Origin of the sequence: Pseudomonas sp. GM79 (assembly GCF_000282495.1) — a bacterium.
GTDB lineage: Bacteria > Pseudomonadota > Gammaproteobacteria > Pseudomonadales > Pseudomonadaceae > Aquipseudomonas.
In genome coordinates this window covers 35,194-53,265 of the sequence record NZ_AKJE01000040.1, presented here as the reverse complement: position 1 = coordinate 53,265, position 18,072 = coordinate 35,194, and the positions used below count along the sequence as shown (strand labels likewise).

Sequence of the window (18,072 nt, the reverse complement as noted above, 5' to 3'; positions counted from 1 at the left end):
ATCAGAACAATTCTAAAAATGGGTGATGCCATGAAAGTTGTTAAATCGCTCTACTTCCAGATCCTCTGCGCCGTGCTGCTGGGCGTCGTGGTCGGGCACTTCTGGGCTCAGCAGGCCATTGCCCTCAAGCCGTTGGGTGATGCCTTCATCAAGCTGATCAAAATGATGATTGCGCCAGTGGTGTTTTGCACCATCGTCACCGGCATCGCCGGGATGAACGACAAACGCTCCCTTGGCCGCTTGCTGAGCAAGACCATGCTGCTGTTTCTCGGGCTGACGGTGATCAGCCTGTTCATAGGCCTGGTTGCGGTCTACGTGTTCAAGCCGGGCGCGGGCATGAACATCGATCCGAGCCATTTGAGTACGGCGGGTCTATCCCAGTACACCGAGTCTGCGGCGAAGCTTGGGGTGGTCGAGTTTTTCATGCACATCATCCCTGACACCTTTATAGGTGCGTTCAGTAAAGGTGAAGTGCTGCCGGTGCTGTTTATCGCGGTGCTGTGCGGTTTCGCCCTGTCTTCCCTGGGCGACCGTGGCAAGCCAGTGCTCGATGTACTGGAAGCGGCATCGCAGATGGTCTTCAAGATTTTTTCCTACTTGATGCGTTTTGCGCCGATCGGTGCCTTCGGGGCACTGGCGTTCACCGTCGGACAGTACGGCATCACCTCGCTGGGTTCGCTGGCAAAGTTGATCATGACCTTGTACGTCGCCTGCGCCTTCTTCGTCTTTGTGGTACTGGGGAGCATTTGCCGCGCCCACGGCTTCAGCCTATGGAAGCTGCTGCGTTACCTGCGCGAAGAGTTTCTGGTGGTGCTGGGGACTTCCTCCACTGAGCCGGTCATGCCACGCATGCTGGAGAAACTCCAGGCCCTGGGTTGCAGCAAGGGTGTAGTGGGGCTGGTGCTGCCGACGGGGTACTCGTTCAACCTCGATGGCACGGCGATCTACCTGTCTCTGGCGGCAATTTTCATTGCCCAGGCCTGCAACATTGATCTGACCGTGACCCAAACCTTGACCATGCTGGCGATCATGTTGCTGTCGTCCAAGGGCGCGGCGGGGGTGACTGGCAGCGGTTTCGTGGCGCTGGCTTCCACGCTCACGGTGATCCATGACATTCCGCTGGCTGGTCTGGCGCTGTTGATCGGGATCGACCGTTTCATGTCTGAAGCACGGGCCTTGACCAGTCTGGCCAGTAACGCCGTGGCGACTGTGGTGATCTCTATCTCGGAGAACGCCTGCGACCGTCAGGTCCTGCTCGATACCCTGGACGGTAAAAAACCGGCTGTCCCGGATGGCGATCAAACCTGGGATCGCGTCGGAACCACCACGCACATTTAGTACTGCGTAAGCGCTGCAAAAACTAACCTTCTTACTACCTGCTGCCGGGCGTCGCCGATCGCGTCGCCTGGCGGGCTCGGAGTCGTTCGCCTGCGCGTCGGCCACACAATCCATAACAACAAGAGAGTTGCCTTATGCTTGCCTTACTCGGCTTGGCCATGGTGGTTGTGTTCACCTTTCTGATCATGACCAAACGTCTGTCACCGATCGTTGCGTTGACCGTTGTTCCGATCGTCTTTGCGGTTATCGGCGGTTTTGGTGGGACCACCGGAAAAATGATGCTTGATGGCCTGAAAATGGTCGCACCGTCGGCGGCGCTGCTGCTGTTCGCGATTCTGTTTTTCGGTTTGATGATCGACTCGGGGCTGTTCGATCCGCTGATCCGCAAGATTCTCAAACGGGTCAACGGTGACCCGATGAAAATCGCGGTCGGCACTGCGCTGCTGTCGCTGACTGTCGCCCTGGACGGTGACGGCACGACCACTTACATGATTACCTGCGCGGCGATGCTGCCGTTGTACAAGCGCATCGGCATGAACCCGATGATTCTGGCGACCATCGCCATGCTGTCACTGAGCATCATGAGCGGCATGACCCCTTGGGGCGGCCCGGCGACCCGGGCGATTGCCGCGCTGGGGCTGGATGCCGGGGCGTACTTCATTCCGTTGTTGCCGACCATGGTCGGTGGCGCTGCGTGGGTGGTGTTCACCGCGTTCCTGCTGGGCCGCACCGAGCGTAAACGCATCGGCAATACCCAACTGCAGAGCGGTGGCGGTGATTGCTACATCAAAGCGATTCTTGAGGATACGCCGCACAAGCGCCCGAAACTTGCCTACGTCAACCTGTTGCTGGTGACTGCGGTGATGGTCGCGCTGGTGATGGGGATCATGCATTCCGCGATCCTGTTTCTGATCGGTTTCGTGCTGGCGCTGATGATCAACTACCCGCAGCTGGACATTCAGAAGGAGCGCATTCTCGCCCACTCCGGCAACGCCATGACCGTGGTGCTGCTGGTATTCGCGGCTGGTATTTTCGCAGGGATTTTCTCCGGTACCAAAATGGTCGACGCCCTGGCGCAAACCCTGGTGGACTGGATTCCACCGTCTTGGGGTCACCTGTTCCCGCTGGTGGTGGCGATCACCAGCATGCCGTTGACATTCGTGCTGTCCAACGATGCTTATTACTTCGGTGTGGTGCCGATCCTCGCCAACGCGGCGGCGGCCTATGGGATCGATCCGGTGGAAATCGCCCGGGCGTCGATTCTTGGCCAACCGGTGCACCTGATGAGCCCGCTGGTGGCCTCGACCCTGTTGCTGGTGGGGATGGTCGATCGCGACATCGGCGACTTCCAGCGCGCCACCGTCAAATGGGCGGTGCTCACCTCCCTGGTGCTCACCGCGCTGGCTCTGCTGACCGGTGCCTTGACGCTGTTCTCCTGATTCACCCCTGACTCGCCGCTGATAGAACTCCACGCTCCCGATGACGGGTGCGCGGCCACGTGCATCCTTAAAACAACAATATGAGTAGTTCGACATGATCCATTTTCTGACTCGCGGGGCTCTTCTTCCTCTTCTGGGCGTGTTGCCGGTGGCCACTGCCGGTGCGAGTGATTTCATCGACGACAGCAAGTTGAAGCTGCAACTGCGCAACGTTTATTTCAACGAAAACTTTCGCGATGAGCATGGCTTGAGTGCGCGTTCGGCCAGAACCGCCAAAAGTGAGCGCACCGAGTGGGCCCAGGGTTTCCTGCTGGATTTCCAGTCGGGTTTCACCCCCGGCACTATCGGTTTCGGGGTCGACGCATTGGGCCTGCTGGGTGTCAAACTCGATTCCGGGCGTGGCCGCAGTGGCACCGGTCTGTTGCCGGTACACGATGACGGTCGCGCCGCCGATGAGTTCGCCAGTGCCGGGGCTGCGGCCAAGGTCAAACTGGCCAAGACCACCCTCAAATACGGCACCCTGCTGCCCAAAACTCCGGTGCTGATCTATAACGATGCGCGTTTGCTGCCGCAAACCTATGAGGGAGGACAAGTCAGCAGCACCGACATCGAAAACCTGACCCTGACTGGCGGTCATCTGGACCGATTCAAACTGCGCGATTCCACCGACAGCGTATCGATCGTTCCTGACGGATACTCAGGCGACAAAGGTGGCGATTTCACCTACGCCGGCGGTGATTACAAACTCGGCAAGAACACCCGTCTGAGTTACTTCTATGGTGAACTGAAAAATTTCTATCGCCAGAACTTTGCCGGCCTCCAGCACGATCTGCCATTGGGCCCCGGGGTGTTGACCGGCGACCTGCGTTATTTCAGCAGCAATGACGCGGGCCGTGCCTACGCCTCGAAAATCGATAACGACATGCTCAGCGGTCAGCTGTCCTACGCGGTGGCGGGGCACACCTTTGGCGGCGGTTATCAACAACTCAGCGGTGACGCCGGGTTGCCATACATCAGCGGTGCGACGGTGTACTCATTCAGCAACGTCGGCATCGGCAAGTTCATCGAAGAGGACGAGAAGACCTGGATGCTCAGCTACGGTTACGACTTTGCACCGGTGGGCGTGCCCGGGCTGACGTTCATGACCCGTTATCTCAAAGGCAACGACGGCAAGTCCGACACCAACATCAAAGAGTCCGAACGCGACACGGAACTGGCCTATGTGGTCCAGAGCGGCACGTTCAAGGGTGTTGGAGTAAAGCTGCGCAACTATGTCTACCGTTCGGACTTCGCGCGTGGACGTGACAGCAATCGGATCTATTTCACCTACGACATTGCTCTCTGGTAGGGCGCCGTGGCGCCTGCGTCAGACCCGGCTCACCGTCTGCTCGCCCAACCGATACTGATTATTCCCACTGCGTTTAGCCCGAACCGTGGGAGGAGGTGGCGGGTCTATTAGTTCACGGCCACTGCCCGATACAGAGCGAAACGGTTGCCAATAGTCCGCATTTCTGGGAAAACGGCGCCCATGAAGCCTGTCCAGGCAAGCGCACACTAGAGTGAATGTAATGAATGATGAATTGCAGGTAATCGACCTTGAAGTGGGCGACGGCAAAGCCGCTGTCAAAGGCGCGCTGATCACTACTCAATATCGAGGATGGCTGGAAGACGGCACTGAATTCGATTCTTCCTACAGCCGGGGTAAACCTTTTCAGTGTGTGATTGGTACCGGGCGGGTAATCAAGGGCTGGGATCAGGGAATCATGGGCATGCAGGTCGGCGGCAAACGCAAGCTGCTGGTGCCGGCGCATCTGGCTTATGGCGAGCGGACGATGGGCGCGATTACGCCGAACTCGAATCTGATTTTCGAGATTGAATTGCTGGAAGTGCTGACGCGGGATGATTGATGGTTGTGTGAGCTGTGGCGAGGGGGCTTGCTCCCTCGCCACAGCTCAGTGTACGGCTCGCGGAAAAAGTGTTCTTTTGCTAAACGGCAAGTCAGGTGAATACCTCAATATCATCAAGGGTGTCCGCCACAGTCCCTTCCAGGGAGGGGAATTTTTCCTTCACTTTTTCAAGGGCCGGGAGTACAGCACCCAAATCCAGATCACCCTGTCTGCGGGCTATGTGACCGAGCGCGGTGATGGCAGTGGCTGCAACCGATTCGGACTCACTCTCGAGGTATTTCAGGCAGGTGTTCTGAGCCCAAATCCTGTCTTGCTCATTCAGCCCGATAGAAACCAGTGCGGTGGTAACGCTGGTTTCTACGCCGCTGGCTAGGAGCCTCGTCGCTTCCTCGTGGCTCATTGTTGGATCTTGGTAGAGAAGGCTCACATTTTTACTCCGCTCTGTGGCGAGGGAGCTTGCTCCCGTTGGGCTGCGCAGCGGCCCTAAAACTCGTGAACGCGGTGTCTCAGGTAATCTCCGCTCGCCAGTTTTGCGACTGCGGCGCACCCGAGCGGGAGCAAGCTCCCTCGCCACAGACCATCGGCTATTGCTGCGGATCGATGTTATCCAACGCCCGGTTCACGGCCAGCTCGCCCAGCATGATGACCTGCTGAATCCCCAACATTGTGTTGCGATGTGGGTCTTCCAGAAGGTTTGCAAAGTCACGGACCATGACACTGGCTGATGCCAGTGATTCGCAGGCATTGGCCAGCAAGCTTTCGGTATCCATGTCGGGGGCGACGACGAACATTGTGCTGGGTTTACGTGGGGTCTTGGGCGAAACCGATTCGGCTTCTGAATCAGGGGGATTTGGAGTGTGTTTGAACATTGCTTGTTAGTCCTTAAGTGATGCTGACACCACCTTGCGACTAAACGAGTGGGTGGCAGCTGTACGCAGGTTAGTCGACCGGGGACACAAGCAATTACCGGCGCGCCCGAAGGCGCCCTGCGTACAGCTGCCATTGAGCGCAGGCATAGGTATGCCCGACTGAATGGAGTGCATGCTGCTTGTGAAGACTACCGAGCGACTAAACCCGATCACTGACGATCAGTGACGGGAATCAAGTTACCGACGGGCCCCAAGGCGCACAAGCCGGCGGATTCTGGCGTAGTTGTAGGCAATGACGCAAGGCGCTGTAGCCTGTTGCGCACGCCTCAAGTGATGCTTCGTTTGTCATGCCGTCTTCGCGAGCAAGCCCGCTCCCACAAGGGATTTGTGTCGATCACAAATGTTGTGAGCATCGACGATCCACTGTGGGAGCGGGCTTGCTCGCGAAGAACGATGACGCGGTCTGTCAGGGCAGATCAGTGAACAAAGGAATGCGCCCGTTAAGGGAAGGGCGGTAGTGCCAGGTTAACCGGTCCAAAGCAGGTTGCATTGCCAGGATCTCAGCCAGCGTCGCACGGGCAATGCTTAAGGCCAACACCTGCCCCGGACATTGATGACGTCCCGCGCCGAACGTGAAGCTGCGACGGTTCGGACGGTCGAGCTGAAACGTGTCGGGATCATCATTAAGCTGTGGATCTCGATTGGCCGAGGCCAGCAGCACCAGGATGACGTCGCCGGGGTTCAGGTTCACGCCGTCAATTTCACACGGCGCAGCGACGAAGCGGCGGGTGTTTTGCACCGACGAGTCGAAGCGCTGGACTTCAGCGATCAGCTCGTCAACTTGAGCCGAATCCAACTGTGGGTTTCGCCTCAACGCCAATAGCGCATTGCCGATCAGCCCGGCAGTGGCTTCATGGGTTTGGGAGAACAATCCAATCAGGTTGGCGATCAAGGTTTCAGAATCGGTCGATGTGGCAGCGAAGCGCTGCCGGATACCGGCGAGCAGGGCGCTTCGATTGTTCGGGTCGTCCAGAAGCTCGATGAAATAGCCCTTCAGCTGTTCCACCGCGACATGGGCGGTGTCCAGTTGTGCCTGACTGCTGAGGGGCGACAGGCAGGCGACGAAGTCTGCGGTCAGCTCGCTGATGGCCCGGCCCTGAGCCGGAGAAAACCCCAGCAACGCCGCCACTACGCAGACCGGCCCGCGAAACATCGCCGCGTACAACCCGTCGGCGCCCGGGGTAATCAATCGAGCGCCGACCAACGCATTGACCTCGTTCACATCAATCAGCGCCAGCCCCGGCTCAATCGCCGCCCTCGGGCAACGCTGCCGCTCGCCTTCATTCATCCGCATCAACTGACTGAACACCTTGCCGGCCATGCCTTGAGCAATCGCCTGGGGCACCGGCTCGTGAGTTGGCCGCACATGACAGTCCGGATGCGCCAGCACGGCGGCAACGGCTCGGGCGCTGCTGGCCACCCACAGTTTCAGTCCTTGATGAAAAGCCAGCCCACCCTCGGCGCGCAGCTGTGCGTAGTAGGGGTAGGGATCGGCGTGAGTCGCAGCGATGATCGGGTCCATGGGGTACAGCCTTATCGGTGGTTGGAAAGTGTTGCTACTATCTCCAGTCCGAAAGGGCCTTGATTCGTCCGGGAGCGAAATATGAACGCAGAACAACACGACATCGGCGTCTCTCAAGTGGCTGCCGCCATCGCGGAACCTGCCCGAACGAAAATCCTCTGTTCGCTGATGGACGGCCACGCCCGTACCAGCACCGAGCTGGCGACGATTGCCGAAGTCAGCGCCTCGACCGCCAGTGCTCATCTGGCCAAGCTCAAGGAGCTGGCGCTGGTGCGATTGCACGTTCAGGGGCGCCATCGCTATTACAGTCTTGCGGACAAGCGCGTGGCCCAGGCACTCGAAGCGCTGATGGTGATCGGCCAGAACGCCGCGCCGACGTTCAACCCGCGAACCCCCGACCGCCTGCAATTCGCCCGCACCTGCTACGACCACATGGCCGGCACGCTGGCGGTATTGCTGCATGACCGGATGATCGAAGCGGGGTGGTTGCTGGAAACCGATGAGCAGGCTTATCGACTGAGCGACAGTGGTGAAGCGTTGTTCGAAGGATTGGGCATCGACGTCAAAGACCTCGGCACCTTGCGCCGCCGCTTCGCCTGCCCCTGCCTGGACTGGAGCATGCGTCGGCCACACCTGGGCGGTGCCTTGGGCGCGGCATTCCTGCAAATGGCGATCAAACGCAAATGGGTGACGCAGGACCTGGACAGTCGGGCGCTGGCGTTGACGGCACTGGGGCGCAAGGAACTCAGTAGCCGGTTCGTCGTTGAGTTGCCGGTTCAGGCAGCGACAGCACCACCTGCGTCCACCGAGACCAGGCGCCGCGCGATCGCCAGCCCTGCGGCTTAGCGACTGGACGAGGCCATGAGCACGCCAAAGCCTGCGAAGGTCACGCCCGAGACTTTCGCCGCCAGCCAGGAACCCTTCGGGCTCGACAACCAGCCTTTGGCGGCATTGGCGAGCAAGGCATAGCTGCCATGCACCAGAATCACCAGTACGCCGTAAGAAGCGACCAGTTTGATGAACTGGGTGTAGAAGTGCGCCGAGGTGTCGATGAATTGCGGGAACACCGCCAGAAAGAAAAACACCGCCTTGGGGTTCAACAGCTGCATCGAAGCCGCTTCAAGGAAGCGATAGCCAGGGCTTGAGGGGCGCGTTTCAAGCAGCGTACTGAAACGATCCGAGCGCCAGCTTTTGTAGCCCAGGTACAACAAATAGGCGGCCCCTGCGTATTTCAACGCGGTAAAGGCGTTCGCGGAGGTGCTGAGTATCAGCCCGACACTGGTGGCGCTGATGGCGGCGACAACGAATGCCCCTGACGCAATTCCCAGAATGCCCGGCAGCGCCCCGGTCCAGCCGTGACGCAGTGCGTTGGACAGGGTCAGGACCACGCCAGGCCCCGGGCTCAAAATGGTCAGGGTGGCGAAAAGTACAAAGAGGCCGTAGCTGTTCATGTCGTGCTCCGTCAGGTGGCGCTGGCTGCGTGCTGGCAGATTGGCGTGGCGAGACGGGCGTGACAAACGCTTTAATTAAAGCGCATAGGTGACTAAATTAGACCCATGAAAAATCAACTACCGCCTCTTAATGCTGTTCGCGCCTTCGCCGTTGCTGCTCGTCATCAGAGCTTCAGGCTGGCGGCCGAAGAGCTGCATGTCAGCCACAGTGCCGTCAGCCGGCACATCAAATTGCTTGAGGAGTACCTGGGCGTGCTGCTGTTCGAGCGGCGCATCCGTCAATCGGTACTGACACCGGCCGGCCAGCGCTTTTATGAGCAGGTCAGCGCCGGGCTGTCGCAGATCGCCAACGCTGCCGCTGCGCTCAAGCAACATGCCTCGCTGCCTACCGTGAAGATCAATGTCCGTCCGTCCTTTGCCGTGCTTTGGCTGACGCCCAGGCTGGCGGATTTTGTTGCGCAGCACCCAGGCATCAAGCCGCAGGTGATCACTCAAACCCAGGCACCCGATCAGGCACGCGACGGGTTCGATGTCGTCATTCGCCGTGGGCGTGACGACTGGGCACCGGCGATTGAGGCGCGACCGCTCTTCGAAGACGAACTATGGCTGGTCGCGGCGCCATCGCTGATTGAGCGCCTGCCACTTGAAGACCTCACTTCGCTGAGCCGGCACACGCTGCTGACCGTCAAGGCGCGTCGCGAAGACTGGCACAATTGGGCCATGCACTTTGGTCAAAGCCAGTCAGCCACTCAGGTAACCCGGCAGTTTGATCACATGCACCTGGCGCTTCAGGCTGCCGTGGATGGACAGGGTATCGCCCTGTGCCCAACCTCTTTGCTGGGCACTCACCTCTCGAGCGGACGCCTGATTTGCCCGTTACCCGAGTTGCGTCTGCCGTTGCCGCGTTATTACTACGGCGTTGCACCGGACGTGACGGCGCAGACACGGGTGTTTGTGGAGTGGATGTTTGCCCGCATTGCTCAAGATGAGCTGCATTGGCAAACACCTGGTGCTGTGACCGCTACGCCCTGAAATTCCAGACAATCTCCACCACCCGCACCGCCAGCACCAGGTAGACCAGAAACAGAATGATCTGAAACGCCGTGTGATACGGCAACCTGGACAGCCGACGCAGGCCGTCGCTGACATTAAGCAGCATCAGCACTGCTGACAGCAGGATCAACCCCCAGCCGGCGAGGCTTGAGGTGAGAAACCCCATAAACAAGTACTGATCGCTGTGCAACGCGTTGGTGCCCGCCGCAAACATCAGCGCACACACCAGCAGGTTCTTGATGTTGTCGAACACTTGCGTGGTGAAGTCGGTGTCCAGCAAGGCCAGATACTTTCGCCAGAGTTTTCCCATGGTTTTGATGGCGCCCGTTGATGGCTGTTGGACGTGGCAAGTCTAGTGACCTTTTCCACGATTCGCTGACGAAAAAAAGCCCGGCCTTCAACGTGATGGCCGGGCTTTTATGTTCAAGCGGACAGTCGCGTCAAATCAAACCTTGACGATCCAGCCTGCTGGCGCTTCGACGTCGCCGGTCTGTACACCGGTCAGCTCTTTGTAGAGCTTCTGGGTGATCGGGCCGACTTCGGTTTCGCTGTGGAACACGTGCAGTTTGTCGTTGTAGCTGATACCGCCGATCGGGGTGATCACGGCGGCAGTACCGCAAGCGCCGGCTTCCTTGAAGTCGGACAGCTTGTCGATGAACACGTCACCTTCGACCACTTCCAGGCCCAGACGGGTTTTGGCCAGCTCGATCAACGACAGACGGGTGATGCCCGGCAACACCGAAGGGGAGTTCGGGGTGACGAACTTGTTGTCGTGGGTGATCCCGAAGAAGTTGGCCGAGCCGACTTCTTCGATTTTGGTGTGGGTCAGCGGGTCCAGATAGATGCAGTCGGCGAAGTGCGCCTTCTTGGCCTGGGAACCCGGCATCAGGCTGGCGGCATAGTTGCCACCGACCTTGGCCGCACCGGTGCCTTGTGGGGCGGCACGGTCGTAGCTGGAGATCAGGAAGTTGTGCGGGGTCAAACCGCCCTTGAAGTAAGCGCCGACCGGGATGCAGAAGATCGAGAAGATGAACTCGGGCGCGGTACGCACGCCGATGTTGTCACCCACGCCGATCACGAACGGGCGCAGGTACAGCGCGCCGCCAGTGCCGTAAGGCGGGATGAAACGCTCGTTGGCACGCACCACTTCCTTGCACGCTTCGACGAACTGTTCGGTGGACACCTGCGGCATCAGCAGGCGCGCGCAGCTGCGTTGCATGCGTGCGGCGTTCTGGTCCGGGCGGAACAGGTTGATCGAACCGTCCTTGCAGCGGTAGGCCTTCAGGCCTTCGAAGCACTGCTGGCCATAGTGAAGGGCAGTGGAGCCTTCGCTGATGTGCAGCACGTTGTCTTCGGTCAGGGTGCCTTTGTCCCACTCGCCATTACGCCAGTGCGACAGATAGCGCTTGTCTGTCTTGATGTAGTCAAAACCCAGCTTGTCCCAATTGATGCTTTCGTTACCCATGACACCCTCTATCACTTAACAACCGCCGAAACGGTTCAAGGCTTCTGACATTTTTCTGGATGGGGACAACAATACTTCATTCCGGGCCCATTTCGCAGCCCGGACTATCGGGTGATTGGCATATAAATAATGTCGACCTTGAGAATTCGCGAGCAAGCCCGCTCCCACATTCGATCTGTGGTTGCCACAGCGGCTACAAACACCACAAATCCAATGTGGGAGCGGGCTTGCTCGCGAAGAGGCCATCACCTACGCCATCAATCTCCCTGGGTTACAGATGCAGCGCGTGACCAAGGGCACGCAACGCCGCTTCCTGCACCGCTTCGCCCAGCGTCGGATGCGCGTGGATGGTGCCGGCGATGTCTTCCAGACGAGCGCCCATTTCCAGGCTCTGGCCAAACGCCGTCGACAACTCCGACACGCCCACACCCACCGCCTGCCAGCCAACAATCACATGATTGTCACGGCGCGCCACGACCCGCACGAAGCCGCTTCTCGATTCCAGCGTCATCGCCCGGCCATTGGCGGCGAACGGGAAACTCGACACGATGCAGTCCAGCCCCGCAGCCTTGGCCTCGTCCGGGGTCTTGCCGACTACCACCAGTTCCGGGTCGGTGAAGCACACGGCGGCGATGGCCGTCGGGTTGAATTCGCGGTGTTTGCCGCTGATCAGCTCGGCAACCATCTCGCCCTGAGCCATGGCCCGGTGGGCTAGCATCGGTTCGCCGCTCAAGTCGCCGATGGCGTAGACGTTGCGCATGCTGGTCTGGCAACGGTTGTCGATCTTGATCGCCGAACCGTTCATGTCCAGATTCAAGGCTTCGAGGTTCCAGCCTTGAGTGTTGGGTTTGCGACCGACGGCCACCAGCACCTGATCGGTTTTCAGGTTCAGGCTATCGCCGCTCGGGTCAATAACTTGCAGTGTATTGTTAATAAAATCAAATCCTTGAACGCTGTGCTTCAAGTAAAGCTTCACGTCCAATTGCTTGAGTGCTTCATGCACTGGATGGGTCAGCTCGGCGTCATAAGCCGGCAGGATACGATCCTGCGCCTCGACCACACTGACCTCGGCGCCGAGCTTGCGATAAGCAATCCCCAACTCCAGACCGATGTAACCGCCGCCGACTACAATCAGCCGTTTCGGCACGGACGTCGGCGCGAGGGCTTCGGTAGAAGAAATGATCGGCCCGCCAATCGGCAGCATCGGCAGGTTCACGCTTTTCGAACCGGTGGCCAATACCAGGTGCTCGCACTGAATGCGCGTGTCGCCGACTTCAACGGTCTTGCCGTCAATCACTTTGGCCCAGCCTTGAATGACCTGGACCTTGTGCTTCTTCAGCAGCGCCGAAACGCCGGTGGTCAGGCGATCAACGATACCGTCCTTCCACTCGACGCTCTTGCTGATGTCCAGGGTCGGCGCCGATACGCTGATGCCCAGCGCCGAGTGTTGGCTGTGGTGCTGCGTCTGGTGGAACTGTTCGGCGACGTGAATCAACGCCTTCGACGGAATGCAGCCGATGTTCAGGCAGGTGCCGCCCAACGATTGGCCTTCCACCAGAATGGTCGAAATGCCCAGTTGGCCGGCACGGATTGCCGTCACATAACCGCCAGGGCCGCCGCCGATGATTAGCAGCGTGGTGTTCAGAGTTTGCATGCCTTGCTCCACAAATGCTTATTCAACGAACAGCGTCGCAGGTTGTTCGAGCAGACCACGAACGGCCTGGATGAATTGCGCCGCGTCCATGCCATCGACCACGCGGTGATCGAAGGAGCTGGAGAGGTTCATCATCTTGCGGATCACGATCTGGCCTTTGACGACCATCGGCCGTTCGACGATTTTGTTCACGCCGACGATCGCCACTTCCGGCAGGTTCAGCACCGGGGTGCTAACGATGCCACCCAAGGCGCCGAGGCTGGTCAGGGTGATGGTCGAGCCGGACAGCTCATCGCGGCTGGCCTTGCCAGTGCGCGCAGCGGTGGCCAGACGCGAGATTTCCGCGGCGCTGTCCCACAGGCTGCGGGTTTCGGCATGGCGCACAACAGGCACCATCAAACCGATGTCGGCTTGGGTGGCGACGCCCACATGCACCGCGCCGAGGCGGGTGATGACTTGCGCTTCGTCGTCGTAACGGGCGTTGATCTGCGGGAAGTCGCGCAGAGCCACGACCAGCGCGCGGACCAGGAATGGCAGCAAGGTCAGCTTGCCGCGAGTCGCACCGTGTTTTTCGTTCAAGTGTGCGCGCAGTTCTTCCACGGCAGTGACGTCGATTTCCTCGACGTAACTGAAGTGGGCAGCACGCTGGGTGGCGTCTTGCATGCGCTGGGCGATCTTGCGGCGCATGCCGATCACCGGGATTTGCTCTTCGTCGTTACGCTGGGCGTAAGCGGCGGTGGCGGTCGATGCGTTCGACTGACCCTGAGCCAGATAGGCTTCGAGATCTTCGTGCAGAATCCGACCGGCAGGGCCGCTGCCATGCACCAGACGCAATTGAATGCCGAGGTCCAGCGCATGCTTGCGCACGGCCGGGGAGGCCAGTGGACGCTCATCGGCTTCACGGGCAACCATCGGGCCTTGGCACGCGGCGGCCGGGCGAGGCGCCGCAACCGGTTTGCTTTCAACAACGGCTTCAACTTTAGGCGCTGCAGCGGGTGCTTCTTTAACCGCTACTGGCTGAGCCGACTCTTTAACGTTGCCCGCGCCTTCGACTTCGATGCTGATCAGGATGCTGCCGACTGCCATGACTTCGCCAGGCTGGCCGCCCAGCGCAATCACCTTGCCATGCACCGGGGACGGGATGTCGACCATCGCCTTGTCGGTCATGACATCGGCCAGCACCTGATCTTCGACGACCATGTCGCCGACCTTGACGTGCCACTGAGACAGTTCAACTTCTGCGATGCCTTCGCCAATGTCCGGCATCTTGATAACGTGCGTGCCCATTCAGACCTCCATAACCCGATGCAAAGCCGCGCCCACACGGGACGGACCAGGGAAATACGCCCACTCTTGCGCGTGCGGGTAGGGAGTGTCCCAACCGGTGACGCGTTCGATAGGCGCTTCCAGGTAGTGGAAGCAATGCTCTTGCACCAGCGCGACCAGTTCGGCGCCGAAGCCGCAGGTGCGGGTCGCTTCGTGAACGATCACGCAACGGCCGGTTTTCTTCACCGACTTGACGATGGTGTCCAGGTCCAGTGGCCACAGGCTGCGCAGGTCGATGACCTCGGCGTCGATACCGGTTTCTTCAGCGGCCACTTGCGATACATAAACCGTGGTGCCGTAAGTCAGGATGGTCACGTCCTTGCCCGGACGAGCGATGGCAGCGACATCCAGCGGCACGGTGTAGTAACCGTCCGGCACTTGTGCGGCGGGGTGTTTCGACCATGGGGTTACCGGACGGTCGTGGTGGCCGTCGAACGGGCCGTTGTACAGGCGTTTTGGCTCGAGGAAGATCACCGGGTCATCGTTTTCGATGGAGGCGATCAGCAGGCCTTTGGCGTCGTAAGGGTTGGACGGCATGACCGTGCGCAAACCGCAGACCTGGGTGAACATCGCCTCGATGCTCTGGCTGTGGGTCTGGCCGCCGTAGATGCCGCCGCCGCATGGCATGCGCAGGGTCATCGGCGCAGTGAACTCGCCGGCCGAGCGATAACGCAGGCGGGCGGCTTCGGAAATGATCTGGTCCGACGCCGGGTAAACATAATCGGCGAACTGGATCTCGGCCACCGGCCGCAAACCGTAGGCGCCCATGCCCACGGCGACGCCAACGATGCCGCTTTCAGAGATCGGTGCGTCGAATACGCGGGAGGTGCCGTACTTGTTCTGCAGGCCTTCGGTGCAACGGAACACGCCGCCGAAGTAGCCCACGTCCTGGCCGAACACCACGACGTTATCGTCACGCTCAAGCATCACATCCATGGCCGAGCGCAGGGCCTGGATCATGGTCATGGTGGTCGTGGTCATGGCGGTTTCCAACTCGATTTTGTTGTTGTGATCGTTCATGTCAGATCCCCAACTCTTGACGCTGGCGCTTCAAGTGCTCCGGCATCTCTTTGTAGACGTCTTCGAACATGGTTGCGGCGCTCGGAATCTGGCCGCCGGCGAGGGTGCCGTACTGCTCGGCTTCTTTCTGTGCGGCGATCACTTCGGCTTCCAGTTCGGCGCTGACGGCGACGTGCTCCTCTTCGGACCACTGACCGATTTTGATCAGGTGCTGCTTGAGACGCGCAATCGGGTCGCCCAACGGGAAGTGGCTCCAATCGTCGGCAGGACGGTATTTGGACGGATCATCGGACGTCGAGTGCGGGCCGGCGCGGTAGGTGACCCATTCGATCATGGTCGGGCCGAGGTTGCGGCGCGCGCGTTCGGCGGCCCAGGAAGAGGCGGCGTACACCGCGACAAAATCGTTGCCATCGACCCGCAGGGAGGCGATGCCGCAACCGACGCCGCGACCGGCGAAGGTAGTGGCTTCACCGCCGGCAATCGCCTGGAACGTCGAGATTGCCCACTGGTTGTTGACCACGTTGAGGATCACCGGCGCGCGGTAGACGTGGGCGAAGGTGAGGGCGGTGTGGAAGTCCGATTCAGCGGTAGCACCGTCGCCGATCCAGGCCGAGGCGATTTTGGTGTCGCCCTTGATCGCCGAGGCCATGCCCCAGCCCACGCCTTGTACGAATTGGGTGGCGAGGTTGCCGGAAATGGTGAAGAAACCGGCGTCTTTGACCGAGTACATGATCGGCAACTGACGCCCCTTGAGCGGATCACGCTCGTTGGACAGCAGTTGGCAGATCAGGTCCACCAATGGCACTTCGCGGGCCATCAGGATGCTTTGTTGACGGTAGGTGGGGAAGCACATGTCGTCGATGTTCAAGGCCAGGGCCTGGGCGCTGCCGATGGCTTCTTCGCCAAGGCTTTGCATGTAGAACGACATTTTTTTCTGACGCTGGGCGACCACCATGCGGTTGTCGAAAATCCGCGTCTTGAGCATGGCGCGCATGCCTTTTCGCAGGATCTCGACTGGCACGCCTTCAGCCCACGGGCCGAGGGCATTGCCCTGGTCGTCGAGCACGCGAATCAGGCCTTTGGCCAGATCAGCCGTGTCGGCCGGTTCAACGTCGATTGGGGGTTTGCGCACCAGGCCTGCGTCAGTCAGATGCAGGTAGGAGAAGTCGGTTTTGCAGCCGGGGCGGCCCGAAGGTTCGGGAACGTGCAGGCGCAGCGGTTCGTACGCTTGGTTCATGGCTTCTACGCTCGATCTTGTGAATTTCTTGTAGTGAGCTGGCAGTCATTCCTCGGTAGAAGAAATCTTGTCCTACAACAATCATAGGCCGGGCCCAGAAGAATATTTCTCTGTGTTTCGTTGCGCATAAGGTTATTTAAGGATAAAAATTCTGCATAAACATAAAAAGCAGGTGGTTTTGTCTCATGCGCAAACTGGACCGTACCGATATCGGCATTCTCAACAGCCTTCAGGAGAACGCGCGCATCACCAACGCCGACCTTGCGCGCTCGGTGAACCTGTCGCCGACGCCGTGCTTCAACCGGGTCAAGGCGATGGAAGAACTAGGGCTGATTCGTGAGCAAGTGACCCTGCTCGATGCCGAACTGTTGGGGCTGCATGTGAATGTGTTCATTCACGTCAGCCTGGAGAAACAGGTGGAGGAGGCGTTGCAGCATTTCGAAGAGGCGATCTCGGATCGCCCGGAAGTGATGGAGTGCTATTTGATGGCCGGCGACCCGGACTATCTGATCCGCGTACTGGTGCCGACCATTCAGTCGCTGGAGCGCTTCATGATGGATTTTTTGACCAAAGTGCCGGGGGTGGCGAACATCCGTTCGAGCTTTGCGCTCAAGCAGGTGCGGTATAAGACGGCGCTGCCGTTGCCGGCGAATGGGTTGACCCTGGCCAATTGAAGATCAAAATATCGCAGGCTTCGCCAGCTCCTACATTGATCGCATGCACCGTGGTCTTGCGGATGCATCCGGCCCCGTAGGAGCTGCCGAAGGCTGCGATCTTTTGATCTTGATTTACAGCTTGTTAATCGGAATCTTCAGGTAAGTCACGCCATTCTCTTCCGCCGGCGGCAAATTCCCCGCCCGCACATTCACCTGAATCGCCGGCAACAACAACGTCGGCATGCCCAACCCGGCATCGCGCCGGGTGCGCATGGCGACGAAGGTGGCCTCATCAATGCCATCGTGAATATGGATGTTGCTTTTGCGCTGCTCGCCGACCGTACTCTGGCATTGCGGGGCGCGGCCGGTGGGCGGGTAATCGTGGCAGACATAGAGGCGAACGCTGGCGGGGAAGGCCAGCAGTTTGTGGATCGAGGCAAACATCTGGTTGGCGTTGCCGCCAGGGAAGTCGCAACGCGCGGTGCCGACGTCCGGCATGAACAAACTATCGCCCACCAGAATCACATCGCCGTCGATCAAATAGGCCATGTCCGCCGGGGTATGCCCGGGCACATGCAGGGCCGTGGCCTTGAGATTGCCGATCCGGAATGACTCGTCCGGCGCGAACAGATGATCGAACTGTGAACCATCGACGCTAAACTCCGGCTCCAGATTGAACAGCGTCTTGAACACGTCCTGAACCTTGCTGATCGACTCACCAATCGCAATCTTGCCCCCCAATTCCCGACGCAGATAAGGCGCGGCCGACAGGTGATCGGCATGGGCGTGGGTTTCCAGCAGCCATTGCACCTGCAACTGATGTTCGCGCACGAAGGCGATGATTTTGTCGGCCTGGATGGTCGCGGTGCGCCCGGCGGCGGGGTCGTAATCCAGCACCGGGTCGACAATCGCGCAGTGCCCGCCATCGTGCTCGTAGATCACGTAGCTGTAGGTCGACGAGGCGGGGTCGAGGAAGGCTTCAATCAACGCAGACATGGGTACGAACCTGTGGAAAGGGGCGGGAGGACAATAACCGGTTGCAACACTTTATGTTTAAACATAATGTCCGTAGCTT

The 18,072-nt window shown here is 59.5% G+C and carries 18 protein-coding genes; 7 read left to right on the top strand and 11 right to left on the bottom strand.

Annotated elements, in window-relative coordinates:
* Positions 1-18 precede the first annotated feature (18 nt).
* The 4 genes from dctA (at position 19) to PMI36_RS17085 (ending at position 4,684) form a co-directional block, all read left to right on the top strand.
* On the top strand, positions 19-1,338 hold the full coding sequence (gene dctA / locus PMI36_RS17070; protein WP_032830348.1) for a C4-dicarboxylate transporter DctA: 1,320 nt from the start codon (positions 19-21) through the stop codon (positions 1,336-1,338).
* Positions 1,339-1,472: 134 nt separating this feature from the next.
* On the top strand, positions 1,473-2,777 hold the full coding sequence (locus PMI36_RS17075) for a CitMHS family transporter (protein ID WP_008071325.1): 1,305 nt from the start codon (positions 1,473-1,475) through the stop codon (positions 2,775-2,777).
* Between the two features lie 94 nt (positions 2,778-2,871).
* The gene (locus PMI36_RS17080) at positions 2,872-4,125 is read left to right on the top strand and encodes an OprD family porin (protein WP_008071324.1); all 1,254 of its coding nucleotides are present in this window, start codon (positions 2,872-2,874) and stop codon (positions 4,123-4,125) included.
* 220 nt (positions 4,126-4,345) lie between these two features.
* Positions 4,346-4,684 carry an FKBP-type peptidyl-prolyl cis-trans isomerase gene (locus tag PMI36_RS17085; RefSeq protein ID WP_007895103.1) on the top strand — a complete coding sequence of 113 codons (339 nt, stop codon included), beginning with the start codon at positions 4,346-4,348 and terminating at the stop codon, positions 4,682-4,684.
* A gap of 91 nt (positions 4,685-4,775) precedes the next feature.
* Here the strand turns inward: PMI36_RS17085 and PMI36_RS17090 are convergent, their stop codons facing one another.
* The 3 genes from PMI36_RS17090 to PMI36_RS17100 all read right to left on the bottom strand — a co-directional run bounded on the left by PMI36_RS17090 (position 4,776) and on the right by PMI36_RS17100 (position 7,135).
* Complete coding sequence (locus tag PMI36_RS17090) at positions 4,776-5,111, bottom strand: hypothetical protein (protein ID WP_008071323.1); 336 nt, start codon at positions 5,109-5,111, stop codon at positions 4,776-4,778.
* Positions 5,112-5,268: 157 nt separating this feature from the next.
* Positions 5,269-5,553 (bottom strand): DUF6124 family protein, encoded by a 285-nt coding sequence (locus PMI36_RS17095; protein ID WP_008071321.1) that lies wholly within the window; start codon positions 5,551-5,553, stop codon positions 5,269-5,271.
* 466 nt (positions 5,554-6,019) lie between these two features.
* Complete coding sequence (locus PMI36_RS17100; RefSeq protein WP_008071320.1) at positions 6,020-7,135, bottom strand: cytochrome P450; 1,116 nt, start codon at positions 7,133-7,135, stop codon at positions 6,020-6,022.
* An 81-nt stretch (positions 7,136-7,216) separates the two neighbouring features.
* On the opposite strand from PMI36_RS17100, the gene PMI36_RS17105 reads away from it, so the two are divergent.
* The gene (locus PMI36_RS17105) at positions 7,217-7,981 is read left to right on the top strand and encodes an ArsR/SmtB family transcription factor (protein ID WP_008071318.1); all 765 of its coding nucleotides are present in this window, start codon (positions 7,217-7,219) and stop codon (positions 7,979-7,981) included.
* On the opposite strand, the gene PMI36_RS17110 is transcribed toward PMI36_RS17105, so the two are convergent.
* A complete protein-coding gene (locus PMI36_RS17110; RefSeq protein WP_008071316.1) occupies positions 7,978-8,586 on the bottom strand; it encodes a LysE family translocator in 609 nt (202 codons plus the stop codon). The two genes, PMI36_RS17105 and PMI36_RS17110, sit on opposite strands and share 4 nt — an antisense overlap.
* Positions 8,587-8,691: 105 nt before the next feature.
* Between PMI36_RS17110 and PMI36_RS17115 the strand changes: the two genes are divergently transcribed.
* Entirely contained in the window at positions 8,692-9,618 is a 927-nt protein-coding gene (locus PMI36_RS17115) for a LysR substrate-binding domain-containing protein (RefSeq protein ID WP_008071313.1), read from the top strand.
* On the opposite strand, the gene PMI36_RS17120 is transcribed toward PMI36_RS17115, so the two are convergent.
* The 6 genes from PMI36_RS17120 to PMI36_RS17145 all read right to left on the bottom strand — a co-directional run bounded on the left by PMI36_RS17120 (position 9,608) and on the right by PMI36_RS17145 (position 16,341).
* Positions 9,608-9,949 carry a hypothetical protein gene (locus PMI36_RS17120; protein WP_008071311.1) on the bottom strand — a complete coding sequence of 114 codons (342 nt, stop codon included), beginning with the start codon at positions 9,947-9,949 and terminating at the stop codon, positions 9,608-9,610. The two genes, PMI36_RS17115 and PMI36_RS17120, sit on opposite strands and share 11 nt — an antisense overlap.
* Positions 9,950-10,084: 135 nt before the next feature.
* Entirely contained in the window at positions 10,085-11,104 is a 1,020-nt protein-coding gene (locus PMI36_RS17125; RefSeq protein ID WP_008071310.1) for a branched-chain amino acid aminotransferase, read from the bottom strand.
* A 271-nt stretch (positions 11,105-11,375) separates the two neighbouring features.
* Entirely contained in the window at positions 11,376-12,758 is a 1,383-nt protein-coding gene (gene lpdA, locus PMI36_RS17130; RefSeq protein WP_008071308.1) for a dihydrolipoyl dehydrogenase, read from the bottom strand.
* An 18-nt stretch (positions 12,759-12,776) separates the two neighbouring features.
* Positions 12,777-14,045, bottom strand: coding sequence for a dihydrolipoamide acetyltransferase family protein (locus PMI36_RS17135; RefSeq protein WP_008071305.1), 1,269 nt, complete (start codon positions 14,043-14,045; stop codon positions 12,777-12,779).
* Positions 14,046-15,104 (bottom strand): alpha-ketoacid dehydrogenase subunit beta, encoded by a 1,059-nt coding sequence (locus PMI36_RS17140; RefSeq protein ID WP_007895121.1) that lies wholly within the window; start codon positions 15,102-15,104, stop codon positions 14,046-14,048.
* Between the two features lies 1 nt (position 15,105).
* On the bottom strand, positions 15,106-16,341 hold the full coding sequence (locus PMI36_RS17145; protein WP_008071303.1) for a 3-methyl-2-oxobutanoate dehydrogenase (2-methylpropanoyl-transferring) subunit alpha: 1,236 nt from the start codon (positions 16,339-16,341) through the stop codon (positions 15,106-15,108).
* 185 nt (positions 16,342-16,526) lie between these two features.
* Between PMI36_RS17145 and bkdR the strand changes: the two genes are divergently transcribed.
* The gene (bkdR, locus tag PMI36_RS17150) at positions 16,527-17,015 is read left to right on the top strand and encodes a Bkd operon transcriptional regulator BkdR (protein WP_007895124.1); all 489 of its coding nucleotides are present in this window, start codon (positions 16,527-16,529) and stop codon (positions 17,013-17,015) included.
* Positions 17,016-17,129: 114 nt separating this feature from the next.
* Here the strand turns inward: bkdR and PMI36_RS17155 are convergent, their stop codons facing one another.
* Positions 17,130-17,993 (bottom strand): MBL fold metallo-hydrolase, encoded by an 864-nt coding sequence (locus PMI36_RS17155; protein WP_008071301.1) that lies wholly within the window; start codon positions 17,991-17,993, stop codon positions 17,130-17,132.
* Between the last annotated feature and the right edge of the window lie 79 nt (positions 17,994-18,072).